Source organism: Pseudoclavibacter caeni, assembly GCF_008831125.1.
In the GTDB taxonomy this organism is placed as follows: domain Bacteria; phylum Actinomycetota; class Actinomycetes; order Actinomycetales; family Microbacteriaceae; genus Pseudoclavibacter_A; species Pseudoclavibacter_A caeni.
This window is the reverse complement of the sequence record NZ_WBKA01000008.1, coordinates 30,069-54,848: the sequence shown is the minus strand read 5'-3', so window position 1 is coordinate 54,848 and position 24,780 is coordinate 30,069. Positions and strand designations below refer to the sequence as shown.

Sequence of the window (24,780 nt, the reverse complement as noted above, 5' to 3'; positions counted from 1 at the left end):
CTCTCCACCGGCGCGGGTCGCCACGGGGCTCGCCCGCCGCTCACCCCGCGAGCAGGCGCCGCAACCGGGTCAGGCTCGCGGGCGCGGCCGTGCCGAGCTCCTGCGCCCACAGGCCCACCTGCAGCTCCTCGAGCATCCACCGGGCCTCGTCGAGCACCCGGGCGCGGTCGTCAACGAGGGCCAGCCACCAGTCCGCCCCGGGCAGCGTGCCACCCGCCTCGCGGTAGAGGGCGCGGGCCTGCTCCGCCTGGGCGCGCCAGGCGTTGTCGCGGCCGGGGGCGCGCTCGAGCTTGCGCAGGCGCAGCGCGAGCCCGTCCAGGTACCGGCGCACGTGCGGCAGCCGGGCGAGCCCGTCGACGCGCACGAACCCGTCGTGGACGAGCTCGTCCAGATGCTCGCGCACGTCGGTCACCGCGCCGAGCAGCGCGAGCGACGTCGTCTTCTTCAGCGCCCGCTCGCAGTCGCGGCGCGCGCCGAGCACGCGTGCCACGGCTCCGGTCGCCTCGAACAGGCCGTCGGCCATCCGGGCGTTCACCCGGTCGGCGAGGGCGACGAACGCGTCCCGGTCGCGGGGCAGCCGCCCGGCCAGCCGCACGGCGCGCACCCGGTCGGCGGCGGGGGCCGCGTCCGCAGGGTCAGCCGCGTCGCCGGCGGGGGCGTCCGTCGTCTCCGCGCCGGTGACGAGGCGGGCGAGCTCGTCGTCGATGATCGCCAGCGCCGCGTCCTCGACGACCGCCCGTGGCGACGGGTACGGCGAGGCGGCCAGGGTCAGCTTCTCCGGCGCGGTGAGATGCCCGAGCACGTACTCGGTGGGCAGCGGCACGGTGAGCGCGACGAGGCGGCGCACCCCGCGCCAGTGGGCGACGAGGGCCTCGGCAGGGGTCGCGAGCGTGCGCAGGGCGACGCTCTTCGTCTCGTCGACGAGGGCCGGCCAGCCGCGCACGACGTTGCCGTCCAGCCGCTGCTCGGTGGCGACCGGCAGCGTCCCCAGCGCGTCGTCCCAGGCGACGATGCCCGTCCGCTCGGCTGCCGTGCTGTGCCGGGCGACGGCCGCCCGGGCGGTGACCCGGTGCTCGCGCTGCAGGGCGGCGAGGTCGGTCGACTCGCTCAGCGCCCGGCCGCGGTCGTCGAGCACCCGGAACGTCACCCGCAGGTGGGCGGGCACCCGCGAGCCGTCCCAGGCGTCGGCGGGGATCGGCATGCCCGTCAGCCTGCGCAGCGCGTCGCCGAGCGCCGTGGTGAACAGCCGGCCGTCGGGCCGCGCCGGCAGCGTCGCCAGCGCCCTGCGGGCCCAGTCGGCGGCGGGCACCACGTGACGGCGGACCGGCTTCGGCAGCGTGCGGATCAGCGCCACGGCGAGATCCTCCCGCAGACCGGGCACGAGCCAGTCGAAGCCGTCCGGGCGCAGCCGGGCGAGCAGGGGCAGTGGCACGTCGACGTTCACCCCGTCGGTGTCGCTGCCCGGGTCGAAGCGGTAGCTCACAGACAGGGTGAGATCCCCCTGCCGCCACACGCTCGGGTAGTCGGCCTCGTCGACGGCGGCCGCGTCGGGGTCGGCGACGTCCGCCAGTCGCAGCGTGAGCAGGTCGGGATGCTTCCGCCGCTCGTCGCGCCACCACCGGTCGAACGCGCGGCCGCTCGTGACGTGCTCGGGGATGCGCCGGTCGTAGAACGCGAACAGCGTCTCGTCGTCGACGGCGATGTCGCGGCGCCGGCTGCGGTTCTCGAGCTCCTCGACCCGCTCGCGCAGCCGCTGGTTCTCGGCGAAGAACGTGTGGCGGGTGTGCCAGTCGCCCTCCACGAGCGCGCTGCGGATGAAGATCTCGCGTGTGGCGGCCGGGTCGACGCGTGCGTAGTCCGCGAGCCGGCCGGCGACGATCGGCACGCCGTAGAGGGTCACCCGCTCGGTGGCCACGACCTGCTCGCGGCGGGCCGACCAGCGCGGCTCGGCGAAACTGTGCTTGGCGAGATCCCCGGCGAGCGCCTCGGCCCAGGCGAGGTCGACGCGCGCGTTCACCCGGGCCCACAGCCGGCCGGTCTCAACGAGCTCGGCGGTCATGATCTCCGCGGGTGGACGCTTGAACAGCGCCGAGCCCGGGAAGACGCGGAACCGGGTGCCCCGGCTGCCCAGATAGTCGCCGTGCGCGTCATCGCGCACGCCGAGCTGCGAGAGCAGGCCCGCCATGAGCGAGCGGTGGATCGCGTCCTGCCGGGCGCCGGCGGCCTTGGCAGCGGGGTCGTGCGCGCCCCGGCCGCGACCACCGCTGCCGCGACCACCGCGGCCGCGACCGCCGGAGCGATCCCGCCCGTCGTGGGATCGCCGCCCGTCGCCGTCGTGTTCACCGTCGCCGGCCTGGCCGCGTCCGGCCTCAGCCGTCGCGGGACGCTCGCGCAGCGCGGCGACGGCCGGGGCCGCGGCGGTGCCCCCGGCGGCGTTCGCGGGCGAGGGCTCGCCCCCGTCGCGTCGGCGGCCGTGGCCGTCCTGGTCGCCGTGGCCGTTCCGGCCGCCCCGGTGCTCGCCCTCGCGGCGCAGCCGCTCGAGCTGGTGGACGAGGTCGACCCACTCGCGCACCCGCTGGTGGTTCAGGAACTCGCGCCGGCACATCCGCCGGAACGCGCTCGACGACAGCTCGGCGCGCTGTTGCTCCAGGTGCTCCCACAGGCGCAGCAGGCCGAGGAAGTCGCTCGTCGGGTCGGCGAAGCGGGCGTGCATCTCGTCGGCGGCCTGGCGGCGGTCGCGGGGACGCTCGCGGGGATCCTGCACGGTCAGCGCGGCGACGATGACGGTCACCTCGTGGGCGACGCCCTCGTCCTCGGCGGCGAGGATCATCCGCGCGAGCCGGGGGTCGATCGGCACCCGGGCGATGCGCCGGCCGATGTCGGTCAGCCGCACGCCGACGCGGCCGGCGCCTCTCCCCTGGCCGGCGTGCCCGCGTCCGCCGCCGTGCCGGCGCTCGGGCAGGATCGCGCCGAGCTCCACGAGCGTGTCCATGCCGCTGGCGATCGCCCGCGCCTCGGGCGGCTGGATGAAGGGGAAATCGTCGATCGCGCCGACGCGCAGCAGGGCCATCTGCAGGATGACGCTGGCGAGGTTCGTGCGCAGGATCTCGGGGTCGGTGTACTCGGGGCGGCCGGCGAAGTCGTCCTCGGCGTACAGCCGGATGCACACGCCGTCGGCGACGCGCCCGCATCGGCCGGCCCGCTGGTTCGCGCTCGCCTGCGAGATCGGCTCGATCGGCAGCCGCTGCACGCGCGAGCGGGTCGAGTACCGCGAGATGCGGGCGGTGCCGGTGTCGATCACGTACCGGATGCCGGGCACGGTCAGCGACGTCTCGGCGACATTCGTGGCGAGCACGAATCGGCGGCGCACCCCGGCGGCCCGGCCGGGCTCGAACACGCGGTGCTGCTCGGCGGCGGAGAGTCGCCCGAACAGGGGCAGCACCTCGGTGAAGCGGTGCCGGCCCTCCAGCGCGCGGGTCGTCTCGCGGATGTCGGCCTCGGTGGGCAGGAAGACGAGCACGTCGCCGTCGGGCTCGAGCATGAGCTCGTCGGTCGCCCGCAGCAGGGCCTCGAGCGTCGACTCGTCGCGCTCCGGGGGTCGCCAGCGGATCTCCACCGGGTAGGTGCGGCCGCTGACCTCGATGACCGGCGCGTCGTCGAAGTGGCGGCTGAACCGCTCGACGTCGATCGTCGCGCTCGTGATGACGAGCTTGAGGTCGGGGCGCTCGGGCAGCAGCCGCTTCAGATACCCGAGCAGGAAGTCGATGTTCAGACTGCGCTCGTGAGCCTCGTCGATGATGATCGTGTCGTACTTCAGCAGGCGCCGGTCGCGGCGGATCTCGGCCAGCAGGATGCCGTCGGTCATCACCTTCACCCGCGTGTCCGGCCCGGTGTGGTCGGTGAACCGCACCTGCCAGCCGATCACGTCGCCGAGCTCGGTGCCGGTCTCGGCGGCGAGCCGCTCGGCGATCGTGCGCGCGGCGATCCGGCGCGGCTGTGTGTGGCCGATCATCCGACGGCGGCGGTGCCGGCGGCCGTCGCGGCCGACGCGCTCCACCTCGCCCCCGCGGCCGAGCTCGAGACACATCTTCGGGATCTGCGTCGTCTTGCCCGACCCGGTCTCGCCGGCGATGATGACGACCTGGTTCGCCTCGAGCGCGGCGATGATCTCGTCGTGGCGGGCGCTGACCGGCAGCTGCGGGGGATAGGTCAGGATCGGCTCGCTCATGTTCTCACCACTGTAGCCGTCGGGATGCCACGGCCGGGTGCCGTGGTCGGGTCCGGTCGTCGGGGCGGGCCGCGGGCCGCGAACCGGGCGGTCCGCCGCGTCCGCCCGACACCGGGGTCACAGCCAGCTCGACGGCAGCCACGCGTGCAGCGCCCAGACGTCGCGGGCGATCGTCTCCCCGGTCCACAGCGGGTAGAACCAGGCGGAGAGGAGCACGGCGACGGCGACGAACGCGACCGTCGCGGGCCGCGTCCACCGCCGTCGGCGCAGGGCGCGGGCGGAGTCGTCGGCGCCGTCCGGCTCGAGCAGGCGCAGCGCGGCGACGAGGGCGAGCACGAGGAACGGCTCCCACGCCACCGCGTAGAAGAAGAACACGGTGCGGTTCAGGTACAGCAGCCACGGCAGCCAGCCGCCGGCGACGCCGGTGATGATGAGCCCCGCCCGCCAGTCGCGCCGCCACGCCAGCCAGCCGAGCACGACGAGGGTCGCCAGCCCGGCCGCCCACCAGATGAGCGGGTTCGCGATCGACGAGACGGTGGCCACGCAGCCGGAGGGGTCGGTGCAGCCGTCCTCGCCGTACGCGGTGATCGTGCGATAGAAGAGCGTCGGCTTGAGCATCAGCGGCCAGGTCAGCGGACTCGACGCCCAGGGGTGCGGCGCGTCGAGCGTGGTGTGGAACCGGTAGGCGACCACGTGATAGTGCCACAGGCTGCGCAGCGGGCCGGGCACGAGCGCGGCCACCCCCGAGACGGGGTTGTCGTCGGCCCAGTGGCGCCCCCAGCCGTCCTGCGTGACGAGCCAGCCCGTCCACGACGCGAGGTACACGACGAGCACCGTCGGAGCCATGATCGCCGCGTTCACGAGCCCCTGCAGCCCGCCCCGCAGCGGCCACAGGCGCACGCGGGCCGGCGGGCGGGCGGCGCCGGTCGCGTCCCGGCGCAGCACGTGGCGGGCGGCCAGGTCGTCGACGACGGTGAACAGCCCGAACGCGAGGGCGAACCACAGGCCTGACCACTTCACCGCGGTCGCACAGCCGAGCAGCACGGCCGCGGTGAGCAGCCACGGCCGACGCCAGTCGATCGCGCCACCCGTGGCGACGAGTCTGCGCCGGTGCCGTTCACGGTCGAGGACGATCGCGCCGGCCGCGGCGGTGACGAACAGGCCGATGAACACGTCGAGCAGCCCGGTGCGGCTCATCGAGATCGCGAGGCCGTCGATCGCGAGCAGCCCCCCGGCGAGGGTCGCCCACCAGCCCGAGCGGAACAGGCGCAGGGCGAGCAGGCACACGAGCAGCACGGTGAGCGTGCCGGCCAGCGCGGCCGACAGCCGCCACGCCCAGCTCTGGCCGACGTCGGCGTTCATGCCGAGCCAGATGAGCCACTTGCCGAGCGGCGGGTGGACGACGAACGACCCCTCGCCGGGCAGGAACGAGCTCCAGTCACCCGACTCGAACGTCGGGTTCGGGTCGTCGGACCACTGCGCCTCGCTGCCGCGGGCGCCGAGCGACCAGGCATCCTTGACGTAGTAGGTCTCGTCGAACACGAGCGTGTCGGGCCAGCCGAGCCGCCACAGCCGCAGGCCCAGGGCGAGCAGGGTGACGGCAGCGGGACCCATCACGCGCAGGTCGCTCCACCAGTGCCGGGCCGTCTCGGGATGCCACCGGGCATGCCGGGGCTCGCCGGCGCGCGAGCGGCGGGGAGACGCGGCGTGGTCGTCGTGGGTGCGGGCGTCCGGCCGGTGCGCCTCGCGGTCGTCAGCCGGGCCGCCGGCGACATGCCGGGGGAGGGAAGACGGCGTGCGAGGCATGGCGCCATTGTACGGAGTGCGGCCCTGCCGGGGGCTGTGTCAGGACGCGGCTTCAGTCCACCCCGCGGGCGGAGAGCGCGTCGGCCAGCCCGTCGGCGTGCCGCAGCACGAGCACGAGCAGCGGCACAAGCCAGGACCGCAGGCTCCACGGGGCGCCTCGGGCGACCTGCGCCTCACGGACCCGCCCGGCGAGCGCGGCGATGACGGGCACCGCGGTGATCGTCAGGGCGAGGGTGAGGGCGACCCGGGCCGGTCGCACGCCGACCCGGGCGAGGGGGCGCATCCCCCGCTCGAGCGCGTCGAGCAGCTCCGTCGTCGAGGTGGTCAGCGCGATGAGCGTGGCGAGCAGCACCACGGCGACGATCCGGCTCGTGGTGACCAGCGCGTCCTGCCACCCGTGGAAGACGACGAGGAACGCGGCGAGCACGACGATCATCCAGCGCAGCCCCCACAGCTGATGGCCGAGGGCGGCCGGCCTCTGGCCGCCGAGGGCGTACAGGACGACCACGAGCCCGGCCAGCGCGGCCGGCAGCCAGGCGACGGGCGGCGTGAGCGACACGGCGAGGGCGAGCCCCATGAGCGTGAGAAGCTTCACCCCGGCGGGCAGGCGGTGCAGCGGGCTCGTGCCCGGCCGGTACAGGGCGATCATCGCCACTCCGCCCGGTAGTCGGCGATGAGTCGGGCGGGGGCACCGATGTCGACGACGCGCCCGGCGGCGAAGCGCACGGCGAGGTCGCAGCGGGCGGCGAGGTCGAGGTCGTGCGTGGCGATGACGATCTGGCCGGGGTGCTCCTCGACGAGCAGGCGGGTGACCCGGCGGGCGTTGGGCAGGTCGAGCATCGTCGTCGGCTCGTCGGCGAGCACGAGGTCGGGGCGGCGGATGAGCACCGCGCCGATCGCGAGCAGCTGCTTCTGCCCGCCGGAGAGGCTGTGCGCCGGGGCGTCGCGGCGATGGGCGAGCCCGTGGTCGGCGAGCCACCCGTCGACTCGCTCGGCGATCTGCACGCGGGAGAGCCCCGTGCCGCGCAGCGAGAAGGCGAGATCCTCGTGCACGGTGGGCATGATGATCTGCATGTCGGGGTCGGTGAACACGAACCCGACCCGGCGGCGCAGCGCCCGGGGAGCGGCCGCGGGGTCAATCCCGTGCACGCGCACCGTGCCCGAGACGGGGCGCACGAGCCCGTCGAGCACGCGCAGCAGCGTCGACTTGCCCGAGCCGTTCACCCCGATCACCGCGACGCGACGGGCGTCGAGGTCGAGCGAGACGTCGTCGAGGATGCGGGTGTCGCCCGCCTCGACGCTCACGTGGGCGAGATGGACGCCGGCCGCGGCGGGGCCGGCGGGATCGGGGCCGGCGGGGCGTCTGGGGTGCCTGCGGTCGCTCATCGCACGACCTCCACGAGCAGCGCCTCGCCCTGGCCGCCGCCGATCGACACGGCGGCGAGGCCGAGCGTGCCGGCCGGGGCGCCGGAGCGCACGAGCCGAGTGAACAGCCGCACGACGGTCGCCGCGCCGCTCGCACCCCAGGGATGCCCCCAGGCGAGCGTGCCGCCGTCCGCGTCGACGCGCGCGTCGACGACGCCGGGTGCGGCGGGCGGGGGCACGGTGGCGTCGGACCGGGCGCCGGGGACGTGTCGCGGCTTCGCGTTCGCCCGCTCGCGCAGCCCGAGCGCGTCGAGCACGGCGAGGGTCTGGGCGGCGAACGCCTCGACGAGCTCGATCGCCGCGACCTCGTCGAGGGTCACCCCGGCCCGGTCGAGCAGGACGGGCACGGCGACCGCGGCGCCGAGTCCGGGGCGGGCCGGGTCTGCGGGCACCGCGATCGCCGCGCGCACGCGCAGGCCCGGGCGGGGGTCGTCTGCGCGGTCGGGCACGAGCACTGCGGCGGCGGCCCCGTCGCAGTCGCGGGTGCTGTTCGAGGCGGCGACCGTGGGCGCCCAGTCGGGATGCCCGGCGGGTGAGGCGGTGATCGGACGCAGCCGGCCGAGCGCGGGCTCGACCCGGGCCGGCACGATCGTGTCGTGGTCCACGCCGGCCAGCGGAGCGATCTCGGCGGCGAAGGCACCGCGAGCCTGTGCGGCGCGGGCGAGCTCGCGGTCGCGGCGCGCCCAGGCGTCCTGCGCCGCCCGGGTGAGCCCGCCCTCCGCGGCGAGCAGCTCGGCGGCCTGGGCCATGTCCGGGTCGGGCATCCCGGCCGGTGCGAACGGCGCCCGTCGGAACGGCACCCCGTCGAGCGTGCGCACGGGCGCCCGGGAGGCGCTCTCGGCTCCGCCGGCGACGACCATCGCCGGCTCGGGCTGCGAGCGCACGAGCCGGTCGGCCAGGGCGATCGCGGCCAGCCCGCTGCCGCACTGGCGGTCCACGGCGATCCCCGGCGCGGCGAGACCGGCGGCGAGGGCGGCGCGGCGGCCGAGATCCCCGCCCGGGCCGGTGCATGTGCCGAGCACGACCTCCTCGACCGGCAGCGTCGGGCGCGGTTCGAGCACCGTGGCGTCCCGGAGCGCCGCGCGGATCGCGGCCGCGGCGAGCGCGTCCTCGGGCAGGTCGCGCAGTCGGCCGCCGCGCACCGCGAACGGTGTGCGCCGGGCGGCGACGATGCGGGATGCGGTGGGGGTCATGGTCTCGCTCCTCCTCGACTCATCATCGCGCCCTCGCCTTCCCGGCGCCCTGTGGGACGGCCTGCCCCGCGGTCGCGCCGAGCGCGGCCAGGATCGCCCGCCGGTCGGGCTTCCCGCTCGCGGTGAGCGGCAGCGGGGCGAGCACCCGCCAGCGGCGGGGGACGTGTGTGGCGGGCAGGCGGGATGCGAGCGTCCGCCGGCATGCGGCGACGAGCGCGGCGGGGTCGGCCGTCGCGTCCTCGGGTTCGACGGCGCAGCCGATGAGCGCGCCGACGACCGGGGCGGGCACGCCCACGACGACCGCGGCGGCCACGCCGGGCACGGTCTCGACGAGCCGCTCGACCGGTGCGGGCGGCACGGTGACCCCGGCGGTCGTGATCGCCCCGTCCTCGCGGCCGAGCAGCTCGAGTGCCCCCGAGGGGGTGCGGCGCACCTGGTCGCCGACGGTGTGCCAGTCGCCGTCGCGGCGCAGGAGGCCCGGGCGGTCGGGCGGGTCGAGGCGGCCGGCCGCGACGAGGTCGCCGGCGACCCAGAGGGTGCCGTCGGCGTCGACGCGGGTGCGCACCTCGGGGATCGGGTGCAGGCCGTCGTGGCGCGCGACGGCGACGTACGAGAGCTCGGCGGCGCCGTAGTAGGCCACCACCAGCAGCCCGGCGCGCTCGGCCCGCAGCCGCAGCCGGTCGGGCAGGTGCGCCGCCCCGACGAGCGCGGCCCGCAGCCGGCCGGGGCGGACGACGCCGCGCGCGTCGGCGAGCCCGTCGAGCAGGCGGGCCAGCTGCGAGGGGGTCACATGGGCGATGGTGACCCGGTCGGCGAACGCCCGGGCGGGCATCCCCGCGCCGGGCACGAACGGCAGGCCCCGGTCGTCGGCGTGGCCGAGGGCGAACAGGGTCAGCGAGGACGACAGGGGTGCGCGGATGCCGATCACATCGTCCGCCGCGAGCCCCACGAGCCGCTCGGTGACCCGGTATGAGGCCCGCCAGGAGGCGGCCGAGCGCACGATCGTCGCCGGCGTGCCGGTGGTGCCCGAGGTCAGTGTGGCCCAGGGCAGGTCGGCGCCGGCGAGCCCGGGCCGCACGCCGGCGGCCGCGAGCAAGGCCCGGGCATCGGGCCCCTTGAGCGGGCCGCGGGCCGCTCGCCACACGGCGTCGGGCCAGCGGACGTCGCCCACCACGGGGATGCGGCCGGCGGCGCGCGCGGCGCGGATGCGGGTCACGATCGTGGCGTCCGCACCGCGCATCGGCGTGAACAGGTCGGCCGGGACCGCGCCGGGCATCGGGGCGGTCATGCTCGCGGGTCGGCGGGCTTCGCGGTGGGCGGCGTGGCGGCGGTCGGGGTCGCCGTGGTGGCTGGTGCTGCCGCCGCGGCGCGGGCGCGCCGTCGAGGAGTGGGGAACGCCTGGGGGTAGGCCTTCGCGAGTGCCTGGACGACGAGGGTCGCGACGACGGCCTTGAGCAGGTCGCCGGGAAGGAAGGCGAGGGAGGCGATCGCGGCCTGGCCGAGGTCGAGGCGGGCGACGAGGGCGCTGATCGGGATGCCGAACGCGTAGATGACCGGGATGCCGCCGACGATCGTGCCGAGCAGGGTGCGCCACCACACGACGCGCGAGCCGGCGTGGGTGATGAGGCCCACGGCCCAGGCTCCGGCGATGAAACCGACGAGGTAGCCGGCGGTCGGCGAGACGAACACGCCGGGGCCGCCGCGTCCGCCGCTGAGCAGCGGCAGGCCGACGAACACGAGCGCCTCGAAGGCGATGACGCTGAGCGCCCCGCGGGTCGCGCCGAGCACGGCGCCGGCGAGCATGACCCCGAGCGTCTGGGCGGTCACCGGCACGGGCAGACCGGGCACGGGGATCGGGCCGACGAGGCCGAGCGCGGCGATGAACGCGGCGAACACGGCGATGCGGGCGATGTCACGGTTGTCGAAGGAACGGTGTGCGGACATGTCTCGCAGTATACCTGAACGGTGTTCACCTGAACGACGTTCGCGTGCCGTGTCGGATGCGCCGGTACACTCGACATGTGCCCGCCGAACCGTCACCGTCCTCCGTGCGCCCGTCCGCAGGGCGCGTGCGGCACTCCGGTGACGACGTGCTCGCCGCGGCCGTGGCGCTGCTCGACCGCTACGGGCTGGCGGATCTGACCATGCGGCGGCTCGCCGCCGAGCTCGACGTGCGGCCGAGCGCCCTGTACTGGCACTTCGCGAACAAGCAGACGCTGCTCGCCGCCGTGAGTGACTGGATCACCCGTGACCGGCCGGAGCGCGACGCGCTGCTCGCCCGGGTCGCCGAGCGGCTGCCCGGCTGGACCGGCCGGCTGCGCGCCGAGGCGGTGTGGCTGCGCCTGGCGCTGCTCGAGCACCGCGACGGTGCCGAGGTCGTCGCGAGCACCATCGCGCTGGGGCTCGGCCATGACGTCCCCGAGCGTCACCTGACCCTGGCCGCGGCCGCCGCCGGCGTGCCCGACGACGTCGCCCGCGCCGCCGCCCAGGCGATGCTGCACCTCGTGCTCGGCTCCACCCAGCACGAGCAGCAGCGCGCCCAGGCACGCGCGCTCGGCGTGGCGGTCGGCGACCCCGCCCCGGTCGCGCACGCGCTCGCGGACGGCGCGCTCGCCGACGTCCCCGAGGTCGCGGACCTGCCGGGAGACGTCGCCTTCGGCGTCGACCTGCTCGTCGACGGGCTCGACGCGCGCGTGTCCGCGGCCGGTGCCGACGGTGCGGCCGGCACCCGAGGCACGGCCGATGCGGCCGAGCCCGGCGCCGGCGAGTCCTGGCCGGCGCGCGGCGAGGCGGCCCGATGACCTCGGTGCTCCAGCCCCGGCTCGCCGTCCTCGCGGTGCTCGTCGGGACGTTCGTCGCGGTCGTGCTGTTCGTGCCGTTCGTCGTCGTCAGCTACCGCCGCCGGGGCGGGGCCGGCGTCTGGTGGGTGCTCGGCTGGGTGCTGATGGCCGTGTACCTGGCCGGCCTCGTCGCGTACACGCTGCTGCCGCTGCCCTCCGCCGGCTACCGATGCCGAGCCGTGCAGCTCGTCCCACTGGACGACCTGCGCCGCCTGCTGGCCGCGCATCCCTCGCCGGGCGTGCTGCTGCGCTCGATGACTGTCTGGCAGCTCGCGCTGAACCTCCTGCTGTTCGCGCCCCTCGGCGCGCTGCTGCGCGTGCGTCACCGGCGGGGCGTCCTCGTCGCCGGCGGGGTCGGCCTCGCCGTCTCGCTGCTGATCGAGCTCACCCAGCTGACCGGGGTGTGGGGCGTGTACCCGTGCGCGTACCGCGTGTTCGATGTGGACGACCTGCTGGCCAACACCGCCGGCGCCGTGCTCGGCTCGCTGCTCGCGCTGCCGTTCGCGCGGCGGGGCGAGCGCGCGGACGCCGGCGCCCCCGCCCCGGTCACCGCGCTGCGCCGGGCCATGGCCGCGATCAGCGACGGGATGCTCGTGCTCGTGCTGCCGGAGCTGCTGCGGCTGTCGGCGGCCGTGGTCGCCGCCGGGCTCGGCCTGCCGGGCGCGGCGGACCTGCCCGCGAACCCATGGCTCGTCGCGGCGGTCTGGGGCGTGCCGCTCGCCGTGCAACTGGTCATGGTCGCCAGCGGCGGGCGCACGTTCGGCGAGTGGGCGGTGCTGCTCGTGACCCGGCCGGCCGACGGGCGGCCGGCGTGGCTGGCCCGCGCCCTGCGGTTCCTGCTTGGCAGCGGCGGCGCGGGCGTCGTCGGGATGGCCGACATGCTGCTTGACGTGACGGGCCAGGCCTCGTCGGGGCCGTTCGCCGTCGTACGACCGCTCCTGCAGACGACGGCCCAGGTGCTCATCCTGCTCGCGGTCGTCGGCGTGTGGTGGCCGCGCGACCACCGCGGTATCCCCGCGCTCGTCGCCGGGCTGCGGGTCGTCGACCAGCGGGACCGGCCGTCGGGGCTCGTGGCCGGTGGTGCGGCGCCTGCGGGCGGCCCCCGGTCGGACTGCGGGAGCACCCGCCCGAGAGATGGAGGACACGCATGATCATCCTGGCCGGAACCCCGATCGGCAACGCGTCCGACGCCTCGCCCCGACTCGTCGAGACCCTCGAACGGGCCGACGTCATCGCCGCCGAGGACACCCGCAACGCCCTGCACCTGCTCGAGGTGCTCGGCGTGGCCAACCGGCCGCGGATGCTCAGCATGCATGACTTCAACGAGCGCGGTCGCGTCGCCGAGGTGCTGGAGCTCGCCCGCACGCAGGACGTCGTGGTCGTCTCCGACGCCGGCATGCCCACGATCAGCGACCCCGGCTACCATCTGGTCGCCGCGGCCCGGGGCACGGACGTCACTGTCACGATCGTGCCGGGGCCGACCGCGGCGGTCTCCGCGCTCGCGGTCTCCGGGCTGCCGACCGACCGGTTCAGCTTCGAGGGGTTCGTGCCCCGCAGGCCAGGGGAGCGCGCCCGACTCTGGCGCGAGCTCGCCGACGAGCGCCGCACCATGATCTTCTATGAGTCGCCGCATCGAGTCGCCGACGCGCTGGAGAGCATGATCGCCGGGTTCGGCGCCGACCGGCCGGCTAGCGTCAGCCGCGAGCTGACCAAGCGGTTCGAGCACACCGAGCGCGGCACGCTCGCGCAGCTGCACGAGTGGGCGCAGGCCGGGGTGCGCGGCGAGGTGGTCATCGTCGTCGGCGGCGCGCCGGAGCGGCGGACCAGCCCGGAGGACCACGTCGACGAGGTGCGGCGGCTCGTTGACGGCGGGATGCGCCTCAAGGACGCCACCCGCGCGGTCGCCGAGCGCACCGGGGTCAGCCGGCGGGAGCTGTACGACCTCGCGCTGCGTGCCCGGCGGGGCTGATCCGGCGGGGCTGATCCGGCGGGGCTGATCCGGCGGGGCTGGTCTGACGGGGCTGGTCCGGCGGGGTGGCGGACGCGTCCCCGTGGCATGCCGGGCGCACCGATGGCCGGGCTCATGCGGCACCTCCGTACGGGGGCTGCGGCGAGGCCCGCGCGGTGGGGGTCGCCGGCGGGGAGTATGACGCGTACGGGCTGCCGTACGGCACCGGCCCCGCGGAGCCGTGCGGGAAGCACGGGGAGAGCACGGTGACGTAGAGCCGGCCGCGCTGCTCGGCCCCCTCGCCGCTGGAGGCCCAGAGGTTGTAGCCGTCGGCGTCGGTGATCTCCACCCGCTCGCCCTCGGAGTCCAGCCGCCAGCGGCGCATCTGGGATCCGGGCTGCCACTGCCAGTGGGCGGCGACCGCGTCGGCGGCCTCGCCGGCGGCCTGGGCGTCCGTGAGCGTGATCGTCATCACGTCGTCGCCGGTGACCGTGCCCGAGGAGCGGCCGCAGGAGGTCAGCTGCAGCGACCCGGTTGGCTCGTCGACCGCGATGATGGTGGCGGGGTCGAGGACGTCGCGGATCAGCTGCAGCCGGGTCACCACGCCGCTGGCGGCCTCCGCCTCCGAGAACGGCGTGCCCGTGCGCTCGGGGGCGTCGGGGGTGCATCCGGCCAGTGCCACGGCCAGCAGCGGCAGCCCGGTCAGCAGGGGCAGCGCCCGCGGCGCTCGTGGCACGAGCCCGTGCGTCCCACGTGGTCCGGGCGGGGGCGGATGCCCGGGGTGCGTCGGTCGTGTCCCGGGCCGGTCGCGGAGGTCGTCTCGTCGTCGTGGCGCGTCCATGCCGCTGCTCCTGTCCTGTGTGCACACCGCCCGGTCGGCCACCGGTCGGCTCACTCCTCGATGTCCCGGCGGATGCCGTCGATCACCCGCGGATTGCGCTCCTCGCCGTCGAACACGCGGATGTGGTTGGCGACTGGGTCGTCCTCGTGCTGGGGCTCCTCCGCGGGGTCGAACACCCGGCGCTCGAACGGTGGCGTGGCGAACGGCGTGGCGATCCCCGCGCCCTGGAGCGTGCGGGGCAGCTCCAGGGCGTTGATGCCGTCGAAGCCGTACTGGTAGTGCACGTACTCGGTGCCCTTGACGGGACGCCACCCCGGCAGCAGAAACGACCCGGCCAGCGAGTGCACGGTGTCGAAGCGGGCGCCGGCGAGCTCGGCGCCGCTGACCACACTCATCCCGGCGCTGTGCCCCACGGCCCCGACCGGGACGTCCTCCGGCAGTTCCGTCGCCAGCGCGCGGCGCAGCCGGGCGAGATCGTCGCCGAGCTCGCGCAGCCGGGTGACGTCGGTGTTCGCCCCGTCCCCCGTCCATGTCACCCAGGGGCCGTCCCGGTGGACGAGCACCGCCGTGCCGGGGGAGGTGCGCCGCACGGACTCCGCCAGCGCGGTCGCCTGGCCGTCGACGAGGTGCGTGAGCTCGGTGCCGGTGCCCGGCACGACGATGAGCACGCGCTCGAGCCCGGCCAGCGACCCGTGCAGGGTGATGATGCGATCCTCGGCGGGACTGTAGCCGACCAGATGCACGGGCGGGCGGTCGTCGTCGACGGCGTCGCCGGCGACCACGCGGCGCAGGAACGCGATGCGGGTGAGCAGGCCGGCTCGGGTGGACGGCTCGACGGTGGCGCGCAGCCGGCGCTCGAGCCGGCCCAGCTCGCGCTCGGCGGTCAGCCGGTTCGCCCGGATGCGCACGGCCAGCGGGATGCCCGCGAGGTTGCCGATCACGAGCGACGCCTCGGTGACGAGACGCTCCCGGGCCGCCGCGTCGGTCCGCGCCCACAGCGCGGCCACCTGCTCGGGATCGCCGTCGAGTCGCTCGAGCTCGGCGAGCACGGCGCCCGTGGCGTGCGCCCACCCGCCGATCGCCGTGGCGGCGGCCGTACCGGTCGCGGCGTCCAGACCGCCCAGCCGGGCCACGAGCGCGGGCTCGCCGAGCCGGCTCGCGGTGCGGGCGTCGAGCTCGCCTCGGGCCGCCTGCAGCTCGGCCCAGCGGGCGAGGGCGGCATCGACAGTCTGCTCGGCCTGCCGCCACCGGGTCAGCAGTGCGGAGCGCTCAGCGGCCCGGGCCGCATCCACGGCGTCCGCGCCCGCGGAGAGCTGGAGGCCCAGCGCGTGGTCGCCCAGCCGGCCGCGCGCCGACCCGGGCGGCCGCCACGTCCACGGACCGAGCCCGGCGACGCCGAGCCCGGTGAGCGCGGAGCGGATCGCCGCGATCGTCCCCATCGTGTCGTCGACCGTGCTCCGGATGGCGCTGGCCCGGTCGGCGAGGTCCCGCGCCTCGCGGGCGTGGTCGCGCAGTACGGCGCCGCCGTGCCCGGCCGTCCGGGCGACCTCCGTCGCGAATACGTCAGAGCGGCGCACCGCCCGGACGATCCGCGCGGTCGTGAGACTCTCCTGCCCTGCCAGCGTCCCCGCGAGCCCCTCGGCGCGGGCGACGAGTCCGTGCAGTGCGGCATCCGTCTCGGCGAGCCGGCCGCCCAGCGCGTCGATCGCGGCGGCGTCCCCGACATCCGGAGCGGGATCGGGGAGCACCCCGTCCGCTCCCGTCCACGCGGCCATCATCCGGCCTCGGCGGTCTCGGAGCCGATGGCGGCCTGCTCTCCAGCGCTCGGCCGTGCAGCATCGGCCCCGGTCGTCCCGGGGCCCGCCCCGGTGGCGGTCCGCAGCGCGGTCGGGGAGAGGTCGATCGCGGGTTCCTCGGCCAGTGCGCGATCGACCGCGGCGAACGTCTCGGCGGTGACGGCGACCGCCCGCCCGGCGAGGTCGAACGACTCCTGCAGGGCCCGGCCCGCGTGGGCCAGCGCCTGTGCGAGCCGGGCGATCGCGGCGTCCACCTGTGCGGCGCCGGAGGACACGGCGGCCGTGGCCGGCGCGGACAGCAGCTGCCTCAGTGCCGGGTCGTCCGCGGCGGCGCCGAGTCCGCCGCGGACGTCATCGAGCGTGATGTGATCCAGTCGCAGCATGGCGGCCTCAGTGGATGCGGGCGGCGAGATCCCGGTCGACCTGCTGCAGCGTCTGCGCCGCCCGGGCCAGATACCCGCCCATCTCGTCCAGCCCCGACATCGTCTGCCGGGCGCCCGCGACGAACTGCTCGGCCGCGGCGCCGAAGCGTCCCGACGCGTGCTGCGTGACGAATCCGCCGGAGACGAGCTCGTCGACCAGGGCCCGGGCGCGGTCGAGCTCCGCGTCGATCGTCTGCCGCTGGGCGAGCAGGCGGCTCGCCGCGGCGTCCATCTGCTCGTAGGAGACGGTGATGCCGGATGCGCTCATGATTCCTCCTCGGGGTCTGCCGTCGTGACGGGGCGTCACGGGTGGACGGCGAGGTCGACGCTACCGACGCCGGCGCGCGTGGAGGAGGTGCGGGCGGGCGCTGTGGAGAACCTGAGCGCGCCGATCGCGTTGTGGAAGGCTGACCGGGGCGGAGGAACGCCCCCTACAGCAGATCCCCGTGCACCTGCCGGCCGGCGATCAAGGTCGAGACCACCGCGAACCGGAAGGTCACGCCCTGGAACGGGGTGTTGAGCGCCTTCGTGCGCTGCCGGGCGGCGTTGACGGTCAGCTCCGCCCGGTCGTCGACGAACACGAGCGTCGCCTCGTCGCCGGCGCGCACCTGCTGGTCGGCGACCTCGGGCAGCCCGCCGATCCGGGCCGGCTGGTCGTGCATCACGCGGTTGAGCAGCCGCCAGTCGACCTCGCCGTCCCGCTCGAGCACGGAGGCGACGACCGGCAGCGCGGTCTCCAGCCCGGTCATGCCGAATGCGGCCAGCGGCCACCCGCACTGCTTCGCGGCGACGGTATGCGGGGCGTGGTCGGTGCCGATCGAGTCGACGGTGCCGTCGACGACCGCCCGACGCAGCGCGGCGACGTCCGCGCGCGAGCGCAGCGGCGGGTTCACCTTGAACAGCGGGGCGCCGAGGGCGGCGAGATCGTCGCTGAGCATCAGGTGGTGCGGGGTGGCCTCGACCGTCACCGGCCAGCCCAGCGCCTTCGCCTGGCGGACGACCTCGAGCGTCCGCGCCGTGGAGACGTGGCAGACGTGCAGGTGCCCCTCGGTCTCGGCGGCGAGCACGGCGTCGCGGGCGACGACGGCCGCCTCGCCCGCCACGGGCCATGGCGCGAACCCGGTGCGCTCGGACGCGAACCCCGCGTTGATCTGCCCGGCGCCGGCCAGCGCGTGCGCCTGGGCATGCTGGGCGATCGCCGCGCCGTGCTCGGCGGCCTCGGAGAGCGCGGCGGCCATGAGGCCGGCGTCGTCGACGCAGCGACCGTCGTCGGAGAACAGGGTGACCCCGGCGTCCGCGAGCTCGGCGATCGGGGCGAGCTGCGCGCCGCCGAGGCCCACGGTCACCGCGCCGACCGGATGCGTGCGCACCCGGCTGACCGCCGCGGCCTGGTCGCGGATCCACGCGACGCGCTCCGGGGTGTCGGTGACAGGGTCGGTGTTCGCCATCGCGAACACGTCGGCGAAGCCGCCCGCGGCGGCGGCCGCGAGGCCGGTGGCGATCGTCTCCTGGTCACTGCCGCCGGGCTCGCGCAGGTGCGTGTGCAGGTCGACGAACGCGGGCAGGACGATCAGGCCGTCGCCCTCGACCACGCGCGCCGGCTGCACGCGGGAGAGCACGAGCGGCCGCAGCGCCACGTCGAACACCCCGGCGATGACGGAGCCGTCGATGAGCAGGTCGCACGGCGCCTCGCCGTACGGGCGCACCCCGGTGACGAGCACCGCGCCGTTCATCCGGGGTACCCGCACGTCCTCGGCGTCGGTCGTGCTCGTGGTGCGCTTCTCGCTCATCGCTCTCCCTCGACTCGTGTGCCGGTGGGCGTCTCGGCTCGGACTCCGCCGTGACCCGTGCCTGCCGGGTCCTCCCGCCGGGTCGGTCGACGCGCTCACGTCCTTTGACGGCCTTCACCTGCGAGTCTACGGACGCCGTGTGGCGTCCCGTGTGCGGCGCGCGGCCCGGTGTCGAACGGCGCGGATAGAATGGAGGTCATGGCGACTGGCGCATCCTTCTTCATCACGACCCCGATCTTCTACGTCAACGACGTGCCCCACATCGGCCACGGGTACACCGAGGTCGCCGCCGACGTGCTCGCCCGGTGGCACCGCCAGCGCGGGGACGACACGTTCCTGCTCACCGGCACCGACGAGCACGGGCAGAAGATCCTGCGCACCGCGACCGAGCACGGGGTCACCCCGAAGGAGTGGGCCGACCGGCTCGTCGAGGACGCCTGGCACCCGCTGCTGCGCACGCTCGACATCGCCAACGACGACTTCATCCGCACCACGCAGCCTCGCCATGAGGCGGGCGTGCGCCGCTTCGTGCAGGACCTCTACGACAAGGGGTACATCTACCCGGGCGAGTTCGAGGGGTACTACTGCGTCGGCTGCGAGGAATACAAGCAGGAGAGCGACCTGGTCGAGGGCACCGGCGAGTTCGCCGGCCAGCGCGTGTGCGCCATCCACTCGAAGCCGGTCGAGCTGCTCAAGGAGCGCAACTACTTCTTCAAGCTCAGCGAGTTCACCCAGCCGCTGCTCGACCTCTACGAGCGGCAGCCGGACTTCATCCGCCCGGACTCGGCCCGCAACGAGGTCGTCCAGTTCGTCCGTCAGGGGCTGACCGACCTGTCGATCTCGCGCTCGAGCTTCGACTGGGGCATCAAGCTGCCGTGGGACCCCGCGCACGTGCTCTACGTGTGGGTCGACGCGCTGATGAACTACGCCACCGCCGTCGGCTACGGCGACGCCGCCGCCGCGTTCGCCCGCCGCTGGCCGCCGCAGATGCACCTGGTCGGCAAGGACATCCTCCGGTTCCACGCCGTGATCTGGCCGGCGCTGCTGATGGCCGCGGGGCTGCCGCTGCCCGAGCACGTGTTCGGGCACGGGTGGCTGCTCGTCGGCGGCGAGAAGATGTCGAAGTCGAAGCTCACCGGCATCGCGCCCACGCAGATCACCGACGTATTCGGGTCGGATGCGTTCCGGTACTACTTCATGCGCGCCATCTCGTTCGGGCACGACGGCTCGTTCTCGTGGGAGGACATCGCCGCCCGCTACGAGGCCGAGCTCGCCAATGGCTTCGGCAACCTCGCCAGCCGCGTGCTCGCGATGATCGTCAAGTACTTCGACGGCACGGTGCCCGAGGCCGGCGACGTCACCCCCGCCGACCGGGTCGTGCTCGACCTGGTCGGGCAGGCCCCGGCCGCGGCCGACGCCCGCTTCCTCGACTTCGACATCAACGGCGGCACCGCCGAGATCTGGCGGCTCGTGGACGTGCTCAACGGCTACATCACCGAGCAGGAGCCCTGGGCGGTGGCGAAGACCGGCGACATCGCCCGGCTCGGCACGATCCTCAACACCGCCTGGCGCGGCATCGGCGCGCTCGCCGTGCTGCTGTCGCCGATCATCCCGAAGGCGTGCGCCACGCTGTGGTCGGTGCTCGGCGAGGGCGACGTGCGCGACGTGACGATCACCGCCGCCGACCGGTGGACGGAGCGCGCCCGGCCCGTCGTGCACACGATCGCGCCGCTGTTCCCGCGCGTCGACGCCTCCGAGGTGCCGGCCACGCCGGTGCCGCGTCACCAGGCGTGAACGGGCCGCGATGAGTCGCCACCACCACCGCGACCCCAGCTACCCGCCGCTGCCGGAGCCGCTGACCGTGCCCGTCATCGACGACCACACGCACATCGAGCCGGCGCTCGTCGACGGCGTCCTGGCGGATGCCGCACCGGCCGTCCCGGCCGGGTCCGACGCCGCGGCGCCCGAGTCCGAGCCCTGGCCGGCGGGCGTGCCGAACGCGCCGGCCGACTGGCGCGAGCAGCTCGACCGGGCCGAGTCGGTGGGCGTGACCCGCATCGTGCAGGCGGGGACGACCCTCGCATCCTCGCGCTGGGGCGCGGCGCACGCGGCCCGCGACCGGCGGATGCTCGCCGGTGTCGCGATCCACCCGAACGAGGTGCCCGCCTACGTCGACGCGGGTGTGCTGGACGACGCGCTCGCCGAGCTCGACCGGCTCGCCGGCGAGGAGCGCGTGCGCGTGGTCGGCGAGACCGGCCTCGACTTCCACTACACGCCGCCGGAGCGTTTCGGCGACCAGATCGCCGCGTTCGAGCGGCACATCGAGCTGGCGAAGGCCCACGGGCTCGCCCTGCAGATCCACGACCGCGATGCCCACCGCGAGGTCGTCGACACGTTGCTGCGCGTCGGGGCGCCCGAGCGCACGGTCTTCCACTGCTTCTCCGGCGACGCCGAGCTGGCAGACGTGCTCGCCGAGCATGGCTGGTACGCGTCCTTCAGCGGCACCGTCACCTTCGCCAACGCCGCGGGTGTGCGCGCGGGGCTCGCCCGGATGCCCCTCGACCACATCATGGTCGAGACGGACGCGCCGTACCTGACCCCCACGCCGTTCCGGGGCCGCCCGAACGCCCCGTACCTGCTGCCGTTGACGCTGCGGTTCGTCGCCGCGCAACGCGGGCTCGACGCGGAGACGATGGCCGCGCGGGCGAGCGAGACGGCTCGGCGCGTGTACGGGGAGTGGTGAGCATGGCCGGCGCGCAGGAGACGGCACCCGGCGAGCGCGCGGACGCGAGGGTCGGTGCGCGGGGCGCCGCGGCTCCCGACCGGCCCGGGGACGCGGTCGCCCTGCTCGGCCCCGCGGAGGTGCGCGAGCTCGCCGCGTCCCTCGGCATCCACCCGACGAAGCGGCTCGGGCAGAACTTCGTGATCGACCCGAACACGATCCGGCGCATCGTCGCCCAGGCCGGCATCGGCGCGGACGACCACGTCGTCGAGGTCGGCCCCGGGCTGGGCTCGCTCACGCTCGGGCTGTTCGAGGTCTGCGACGACGTGACGGTCGTCGAGATCGACCCCGCCCTCGCCGAGGCGCTGCCGCGGACGATCGCCGCCCGCGCGCCCGGGCGCATGGTGCGGGTCATCGCCGCCGACGCCGCGACGCTCACCGCCGAGACGTGGCGGACGGCGTGGGCCGGCCATGCCGATCCCGCAGCGGCCGGGCCGACCGCGGTCGTGGCGAATCTGCCCTACAACGTGGCGGTGCCGATCCTGCTGCACCTGCTGGAGACGTTCCCGACGATCCGCCGGGTGCTCGTGATGGTGCAGGCCGAGGTCGCCGAGCGTGTCGCTGCGGCTCCCGGCGGCCGGGTGTACGGGGTGCCGAGCGTGAAGGCGGCCTGGTACGGGGTCTGGCGGCTGGCCGGCACGGTGGGCACCCACGTGTTCTGGCCGGCGCCGAACGTGACCAGCGCGCTGCTCGCCGGCGAGATCCGCCCGACCGCGGAGCGTCCCGGCGACGAGGCGCTGCGCCGGCGGACGTTCGCGCTCGTCGACGCAGCCTTCGCCCAGCGGCGCAAGACCCTGCGCCAGTCGCTCTCCGGCGTGTTCGGCTCCCCGGCCGCCGCCGAGACGGCGCTCACCGCGGCCGGCGTCGACCCGCGCGCCCGCGCCGAGCGGCTAGGCGTCGCCGAGTTCGCGGGCGTCGCCCGGATCATGACCCGCTGACGGGGCGACGCGGGTGCCTGACCCGGCTCAGTTCCTCGCGTCGCTGAAGCGGCGGCCCTGATCGAACAGGGCGCCGACCACGACGACGATCCCGGCGATGACGAGCACGATCCCGACGCCCGTCGTCGAGTTCGTCGGCGAGGTGGTCACGAGCGACAGGGCGCCCAGCGGGGCGAGCGCACCGGCGATCGCGGTCCCGATCTCGCGGGCCGTGCCCACCCCGGTCGACCGAGACTCGGCGGGGAACTGCCGGCTGAGGAACGATCCCTGCGACGAGAACATCATCGGGGCGAGCACGCCTGTGCCGAACCCGATAGCGAGGAACACCGACCACGGCTCGGCCACCCGCAGCAGCCACAGGAACACGAACGCGAACGCCGCGGCGATGAGACCGCCGAGCATGATCACGCGTCGGCTGCCGATCGCGTCGCACAGGCGGCCGAACAGGGGCACGGTGAACAGCGCCACCACGCCGGCGACGGTGATCGCCGTGGAGTTCAGGTTCGCCGAGACGTCTTGGAACTCGGCCAGATAGGCGATCGAGAACGTCTTGAAGATGTAGCTGAGGGCGTTGTAGCCGATCGCCACGACGAGTACGACGAGCAGGCCGCGCCACTGGGTGCGCACGACCGACCAGAACGAGACGGTGCGCTGCTCCCGCTTCACCTCGGTGAACTCCGGGGACTCGGGCATCCGTTCTCGCACCCACAGGCCGATGCCGACGAGCACGATGCTCGCGATGAACGGGATGCGCCAGCCGCCGCCCATCAGGAAGTCGTCGCCGCCGACCGTCAGCAGTGCGACCGTGCCGGAGGAGAGCACGAGGCCGAGGTTGAGCCCCAGCGCGGGCCAGGCGCCCTGTCGGCCGCGGTGCTCGGGACGGGCGTGCTCGTAGGCGTTGACGGCGGCGCCGGCGTACTCGGCGCCTGCGCCCATGCCCTGCAGGATGCGGATGACGACGAGCAGCAGTGGGGCCCAGAAGCCGGCCTGCGCGTACGTCGGCAGCAGGCCGATCGCCGCGGTGGCGAGCCCCATGAGCAGGAAGGTGATCACCATCGTGTGCTTGCGCCCGATCCGGTCGCCCAGATGGCCGAAGACGATCCCGCCGACGGGGCGGGCGATGAAGCCGATCGCGAAGGTCGCGAACGCCTTAAGCGTCGCCGCCTGCGAGTCGCCGGCGGGGAAGAACACCGTGCCGAACACGATCGCGGCCATCGTCGCGTACAGGTAGAAGTCGTACCACTCGACAGTGGTGCCGACGACGGTGGCCACGGCGACCCGGCGCAGCCGCACGCGCTCCTCGTCGGGGGTCTCGGTGCGGGGCGCGGATGGCGTGTTCGGGTCGGTGGGGGAATCGGTGGTGCTCACGGCAGGTACCTCGTTGTCTCTCTCGTGTGCGTGGATGGGGATGGGGCGTCGCCCCGGCGGGTGGCCGGAGCGGGACGGATCGGGCGGCTGGGCTACGCGCCCAGCCCATGCTGGACGGTGGCCTGCTCGACGATGTGCTCGGCGATCGCCATCGAGCTCGTCGCACCCGGGGAGGGCGCGTTGCGCACGTAGGTGGCGTGTGCGCCGTGCTGGATGACGAAGTCCTCGACGAGCGACCCGTCGCGCCACATCGCCTGGGCGCGGATGCCGCGGGTGGCCCGGTGTCCGCGGGCGTCGGCGAGGTCGGGCACGAGCTCGGCCGCTCCGGCGATGAACTCCTGCGCCGAGAGCACGCCGCCGAGCTGCTGGAACGCGGTGGGCAGGTTCTTCAGCGCGAACCGCCAGAACCCGGGGTTCAGGGCGGTGCCCAGGGTGTCGGGCACGTTGAGGCCGAGCCCGTGGTAGCCCTCGCGGGAGAACGACAGGAATGCGTTCGGGCCGACCATGAGGCCGCCGTCGATGCGACGGGTGACGTGCACGCCGAGGAACGGGTAGGCGGGGTCGGGCACCGGGTAGACGAGCCCGCGGGTGGCGTGCTCGTGGGCGCGGTCGACGAGCACGTACTGGCCGAAGAACGGCACGATCGCCGGCCAGGCGTCCTGGCCGGAGGCACGGGCGATGCGGTCCGACTGCAGCCCCGCGCACACGACGACGAACCGGAACCGTTCTGCGGTGCCGTCCTCGAAGCGCACGTCCACGCCGTCGCCGCGCTCTTCGAGCCGGCGCACGCCCGTCGACAGCCGCACGTCCCCGCCGGCCGCCACGACGTCCGCCGCCAGGGCCCGGGTGACGCCGGGGAAGTCGATGATCGCGGTGTGCGGCGAGTGAAGGGCGCGCACGCCGGCGGCGCCGGGCTCGATGTCGGCCAGTTCCGCCCGGTCGACGAGGCGCACATCCGGCACCCCGTTGGCGACGGCCTTCTCGTATATCCCTTCGAGCCGCTGTTCCTCGACGGCGTCGCGGGCGACGAGCACCTTGCCGCACTCCTCGTAGGCCACGCCGCGGTCGCGGCAGAAGGAGGAGATGAGCTGCACGCCCCGGCGGCACAGCGTCGCCTTGAGGCTGCCGGGCGTGTAGTAGAGGCCCTGGTGGACGACGCCCGAGTTGTGGCCGGTCTGGTGGCCGCTGAGCTCGGACTCCTTCTCGAAGAGGGTCACGTGCGCGTCGGGGTGGCTGAGGGTCAGCTGCCGGGCGACGGCGGCGCCGATGATGCCGCCGCCGACGACGGCGTACTCGCGGTCGCGGGACGATGTGCTGGTCATGCTGCGTGCTCCTGGTGGATGGCGGATGTAATGACTGGGCCGGCTGGCGGTCGGCAGGGCGGGTGGGGCGACGTGTCCGGA

The 24,780-nt window shown here is 75.1% G+C and carries 20 protein-coding genes; 6 read left to right on the top strand and 14 right to left on the bottom strand.

From position 1 onward, the window contains the following. Window positions 1-40: 40 nt before the first annotated feature. From hrpA to F8O02_RS08535, 7 genes are all read right to left on the bottom strand, one after another. Entirely contained in the window at window positions 41-4,228 is a 4,188-nt protein-coding gene (gene hrpA, locus F8O02_RS08565) for an ATP-dependent RNA helicase HrpA (RefSeq protein ID WP_158036833.1), read from the bottom strand. A 117-nt stretch (window positions 4,229-4,345) separates the two neighbouring features. Beyond that, the gene (locus F8O02_RS08560) at window positions 4,346-6,034 is read right to left on the bottom strand and encodes a dolichyl-phosphate-mannose--protein mannosyltransferase (RefSeq protein ID WP_158036832.1); all 1,689 of its coding nucleotides are present in this window, start codon (window positions 6,032-6,034) and stop codon (window positions 4,346-4,348) included. A 52-nt stretch (window positions 6,035-6,086) separates the two neighbouring features. After that, a complete protein-coding gene (locus tag F8O02_RS08555; RefSeq protein ID WP_158036831.1) occupies window positions 6,087-6,683 on the bottom strand; it encodes an energy-coupling factor transporter transmembrane component T family protein in 597 nt (198 codons plus the stop codon). Beyond that, window positions 6,680-7,420 (bottom strand): energy-coupling factor ABC transporter ATP-binding protein, encoded by a 741-nt coding sequence (locus F8O02_RS08550; protein ID WP_158036830.1) that lies wholly within the window; start codon window positions 7,418-7,420, stop codon window positions 6,680-6,682. Before F8O02_RS08550 ends, F8O02_RS08555 begins: the two co-directional genes overlap by 4 nt. Continuing rightward, window positions 7,417-8,652: a thiolase family protein gene (locus F8O02_RS08545; protein ID WP_158036829.1), complete on the bottom strand. Its 1,236-nt coding sequence runs from the start codon at window positions 8,650-8,652 to the stop codon at window positions 7,417-7,419. The genes F8O02_RS08550 and F8O02_RS08545 overlap by 4 nt, the downstream gene beginning before the upstream one ends. Window positions 8,653-8,674: 22 nt before the next feature. Continuing rightward, a complete protein-coding gene (locus F8O02_RS08540) occupies window positions 8,675-9,928 on the bottom strand; it encodes an AMP-binding protein (RefSeq protein ID WP_179416265.1) in 1,254 nt (417 codons plus the stop codon). A gap of 8 nt (window positions 9,929-9,936) precedes the next feature. Beyond that, window positions 9,937-10,596 (bottom strand): biotin transporter BioY, encoded by a 660-nt coding sequence (locus tag F8O02_RS08535; RefSeq protein ID WP_158036827.1) that lies wholly within the window; start codon window positions 10,594-10,596, stop codon window positions 9,937-9,939. A 77-nt stretch (window positions 10,597-10,673) separates the two neighbouring features. Here F8O02_RS08535 and F8O02_RS08530 point away from each other — a divergent pair, with 77 nt between their 5' ends. From F8O02_RS08530 to rsmI, 3 genes are read left to right on the top strand one after another with little or no spacing between them, the layout of a single operon-like run. Further along, on the top strand, window positions 10,674-11,453 hold the full coding sequence (locus tag F8O02_RS08530) for a TetR family transcriptional regulator (protein ID WP_225734244.1): 780 nt from the start codon (window positions 10,674-10,676) through the stop codon (window positions 11,451-11,453). After that, on the top strand, window positions 11,450-12,643 hold the full coding sequence (locus F8O02_RS08525) for a VanZ family protein (protein WP_158036825.1): 1,194 nt from the start codon (window positions 11,450-11,452) through the stop codon (window positions 12,641-12,643). The genes F8O02_RS08530 and F8O02_RS08525 overlap by 4 nt, the downstream gene beginning before the upstream one ends. Then, window positions 12,640-13,461 carry a 16S rRNA (cytidine(1402)-2'-O)-methyltransferase gene (rsmI, locus tag F8O02_RS08520; RefSeq protein ID WP_158036824.1) on the top strand — a complete coding sequence of 274 codons (822 nt, stop codon included), beginning with the start codon at window positions 12,640-12,642 and terminating at the stop codon, window positions 13,459-13,461. Before F8O02_RS08525 ends, rsmI begins: the two co-directional genes overlap by 4 nt. Before the next feature lie 112 nt (window positions 13,462-13,573). On the opposite strand, the gene F8O02_RS09045 is transcribed toward rsmI, so the two are convergent. The 5 genes from F8O02_RS09045 to F8O02_RS08500 form a co-directional block, all read right to left on the bottom strand. Beyond that, window positions 13,574-14,176: a hypothetical protein gene (locus F8O02_RS09045; RefSeq protein ID WP_179416266.1), complete on the bottom strand. Its 603-nt coding sequence runs from the start codon at window positions 14,174-14,176 to the stop codon at window positions 13,574-13,576. Between the two features lie 155 nt (window positions 14,177-14,331). After that, window positions 14,332-16,056: a hypothetical protein gene (locus tag F8O02_RS08515; RefSeq protein ID WP_158036823.1), complete on the bottom strand. Its 1,725-nt coding sequence runs from the start codon at window positions 16,054-16,056 to the stop codon at window positions 14,332-14,334. Then, entirely contained in the window at window positions 16,056-16,460 is a 405-nt protein-coding gene (locus F8O02_RS08510; protein WP_158036822.1) for a hypothetical protein, read from the bottom strand. The genes F8O02_RS08515 and F8O02_RS08510 overlap by 1 nt, the downstream gene beginning before the upstream one ends. Before the next feature lie 7 nt (window positions 16,461-16,467). Further along, complete coding sequence (locus F8O02_RS08505) at window positions 16,468-16,767, bottom strand: WXG100 family type VII secretion target (protein ID WP_158036821.1); 300 nt, start codon at window positions 16,765-16,767, stop codon at window positions 16,468-16,470. Window positions 16,768-16,930: 163 nt separating this feature from the next. Continuing rightward, entirely contained in the window at window positions 16,931-18,289 is a 1,359-nt protein-coding gene (locus F8O02_RS08500; protein WP_225734243.1) for a dihydroorotase, read from the bottom strand. Window positions 18,290-18,487: 198 nt separating this feature from the next. Here F8O02_RS08500 and metG point away from each other — a divergent pair, with 198 nt between their 5' ends. Genes metG through rsmA form a run of 3 tightly spaced genes read left to right on the top strand, consistent with a single transcriptional unit; the run spans window position 18,488 to window position 22,009 of the window. Next, a complete protein-coding gene (gene metG / locus F8O02_RS08495; RefSeq protein WP_158036820.1) occupies window positions 18,488-20,083 on the top strand; it encodes a methionine--tRNA ligase in 1,596 nt (531 codons plus the stop codon). A 10-nt stretch (window positions 20,084-20,093) separates the two neighbouring features. Next, window positions 20,094-21,032 (top strand): TatD family hydrolase, encoded by a 939-nt coding sequence (locus F8O02_RS08490; RefSeq protein WP_158036819.1) that lies wholly within the window; start codon window positions 20,094-20,096, stop codon window positions 21,030-21,032. Between the two features lie 2 nt (window positions 21,033-21,034). Further along, on the top strand, window positions 21,035-22,009 hold the full coding sequence (gene rsmA, locus F8O02_RS08485) for a 16S rRNA (adenine(1518)-N(6)/adenine(1519)-N(6))-dimethyltransferase RsmA (protein WP_158036818.1): 975 nt from the start codon (window positions 21,035-21,037) through the stop codon (window positions 22,007-22,009). A 27-nt stretch (window positions 22,010-22,036) separates the two neighbouring features. Here rsmA and F8O02_RS08480 read toward each other — a convergent pair whose 3' ends face one another. Both F8O02_RS08480 and lhgO read right to left on the bottom strand, forming a co-directional pair. Then, window positions 22,037-23,377 (bottom strand): MFS transporter, encoded by a 1,341-nt coding sequence (locus tag F8O02_RS08480; protein WP_158036817.1) that lies wholly within the window; start codon window positions 23,375-23,377, stop codon window positions 22,037-22,039. A gap of 92 nt (window positions 23,378-23,469) precedes the next feature. Next, complete coding sequence (gene lhgO, locus F8O02_RS08475) at window positions 23,470-24,699, bottom strand: L-2-hydroxyglutarate oxidase (protein ID WP_158036816.1); 1,230 nt, start codon at window positions 24,697-24,699, stop codon at window positions 23,470-23,472. Between the last annotated feature and the right edge of the window lie 81 nt (window positions 24,700-24,780).

Excerpts from the sequence above, each read along its gene's own strand:
- F8O02_RS08545 (WP_158036829.1), bottom strand. The coding sequence starts at position 8,652 with ATGACCCCCACCGCATCCCGCATCGTCGCCGCCCGGCGCACACCGTTC.
- F8O02_RS08490 (WP_158036819.1), top strand. The coding sequence starts at position 20,094 with ATGAGTCGCCACCACCACCGCGACCCCAGCTACCCGCCGCTGCCGGAG.
- F8O02_RS08500 (WP_225734243.1), bottom strand. The coding sequence starts at position 18,289 with ATGAGCGAGAAGCGCACCACGAGCACGACCGACGCCGAGGACGTGCGG.
- F8O02_RS08540 (WP_179416265.1), bottom strand. The coding sequence starts at position 9,928 with ATGCCCGGCGCGGTCCCGGCCGACCTGTTCACGCCGATGCGCGGTGCG.
- lhgO (WP_158036816.1), bottom strand. The coding sequence starts at position 24,699 with ATGACCAGCACATCGTCCCGCGACCGCGAGTACGCCGTCGTCGGCGGC.
- F8O02_RS08555 (WP_158036831.1), bottom strand. The coding sequence starts at position 6,683 with ATGATCGCCCTGTACCGGCCGGGCACGAGCCCGCTGCACCGCCTGCCC.
- rsmI (WP_158036824.1), top strand. The coding sequence starts at position 12,640 with ATGATCATCCTGGCCGGAACCCCGATCGGCAACGCGTCCGACGCCTCG.
- F8O02_RS08535 (WP_158036827.1), bottom strand. The coding sequence starts at position 10,596 with ATGTCCGCACACCGTTCCTTCGACAACCGTGACATCGCCCGCATCGCC.
- F8O02_RS08505 (WP_158036821.1), bottom strand. The coding sequence starts at position 16,767 with ATGAGCGCATCCGGCATCACCGTCTCCTACGAGCAGATGGACGCCGCG.
- F8O02_RS08550 (WP_158036830.1), bottom strand. The coding sequence starts at position 7,420 with ATGAGCGACCGCAGGCACCCCAGACGCCCCGCCGGCCCCGATCCCGCC.
- rsmA (WP_158036818.1), top strand. The coding sequence starts at position 21,035 with ATGGCCGGCGCGCAGGAGACGGCACCCGGCGAGCGCGCGGACGCGAGG.
- F8O02_RS08515 (WP_158036823.1), bottom strand. The coding sequence starts at position 16,056 with ATGGCCGCGTGGACGGGAGCGGACGGGGTGCTCCCCGATCCCGCTCCG.
- F8O02_RS08525 (WP_158036825.1), top strand. The coding sequence starts at position 11,450 with ATGACCTCGGTGCTCCAGCCCCGGCTCGCCGTCCTCGCGGTGCTCGTC.
- hrpA (WP_158036833.1), bottom strand. The coding sequence starts at position 4,228 with ATGAGCGAGCCGATCCTGACCTATCCCCCGCAGCTGCCGGTCAGCGCC.
- metG (WP_158036820.1), top strand. The coding sequence starts at position 18,488 with ATGGCGACTGGCGCATCCTTCTTCATCACGACCCCGATCTTCTACGTC.
- F8O02_RS08510 (WP_158036822.1), bottom strand. The coding sequence starts at position 16,460 with ATGCTGCGACTGGATCACATCACGCTCGATGACGTCCGCGGCGGACTC.
- F8O02_RS08560 (WP_158036832.1), bottom strand. The coding sequence starts at position 6,034 with ATGCCTCGCACGCCGTCTTCCCTCCCCCGGCATGTCGCCGGCGGCCCG.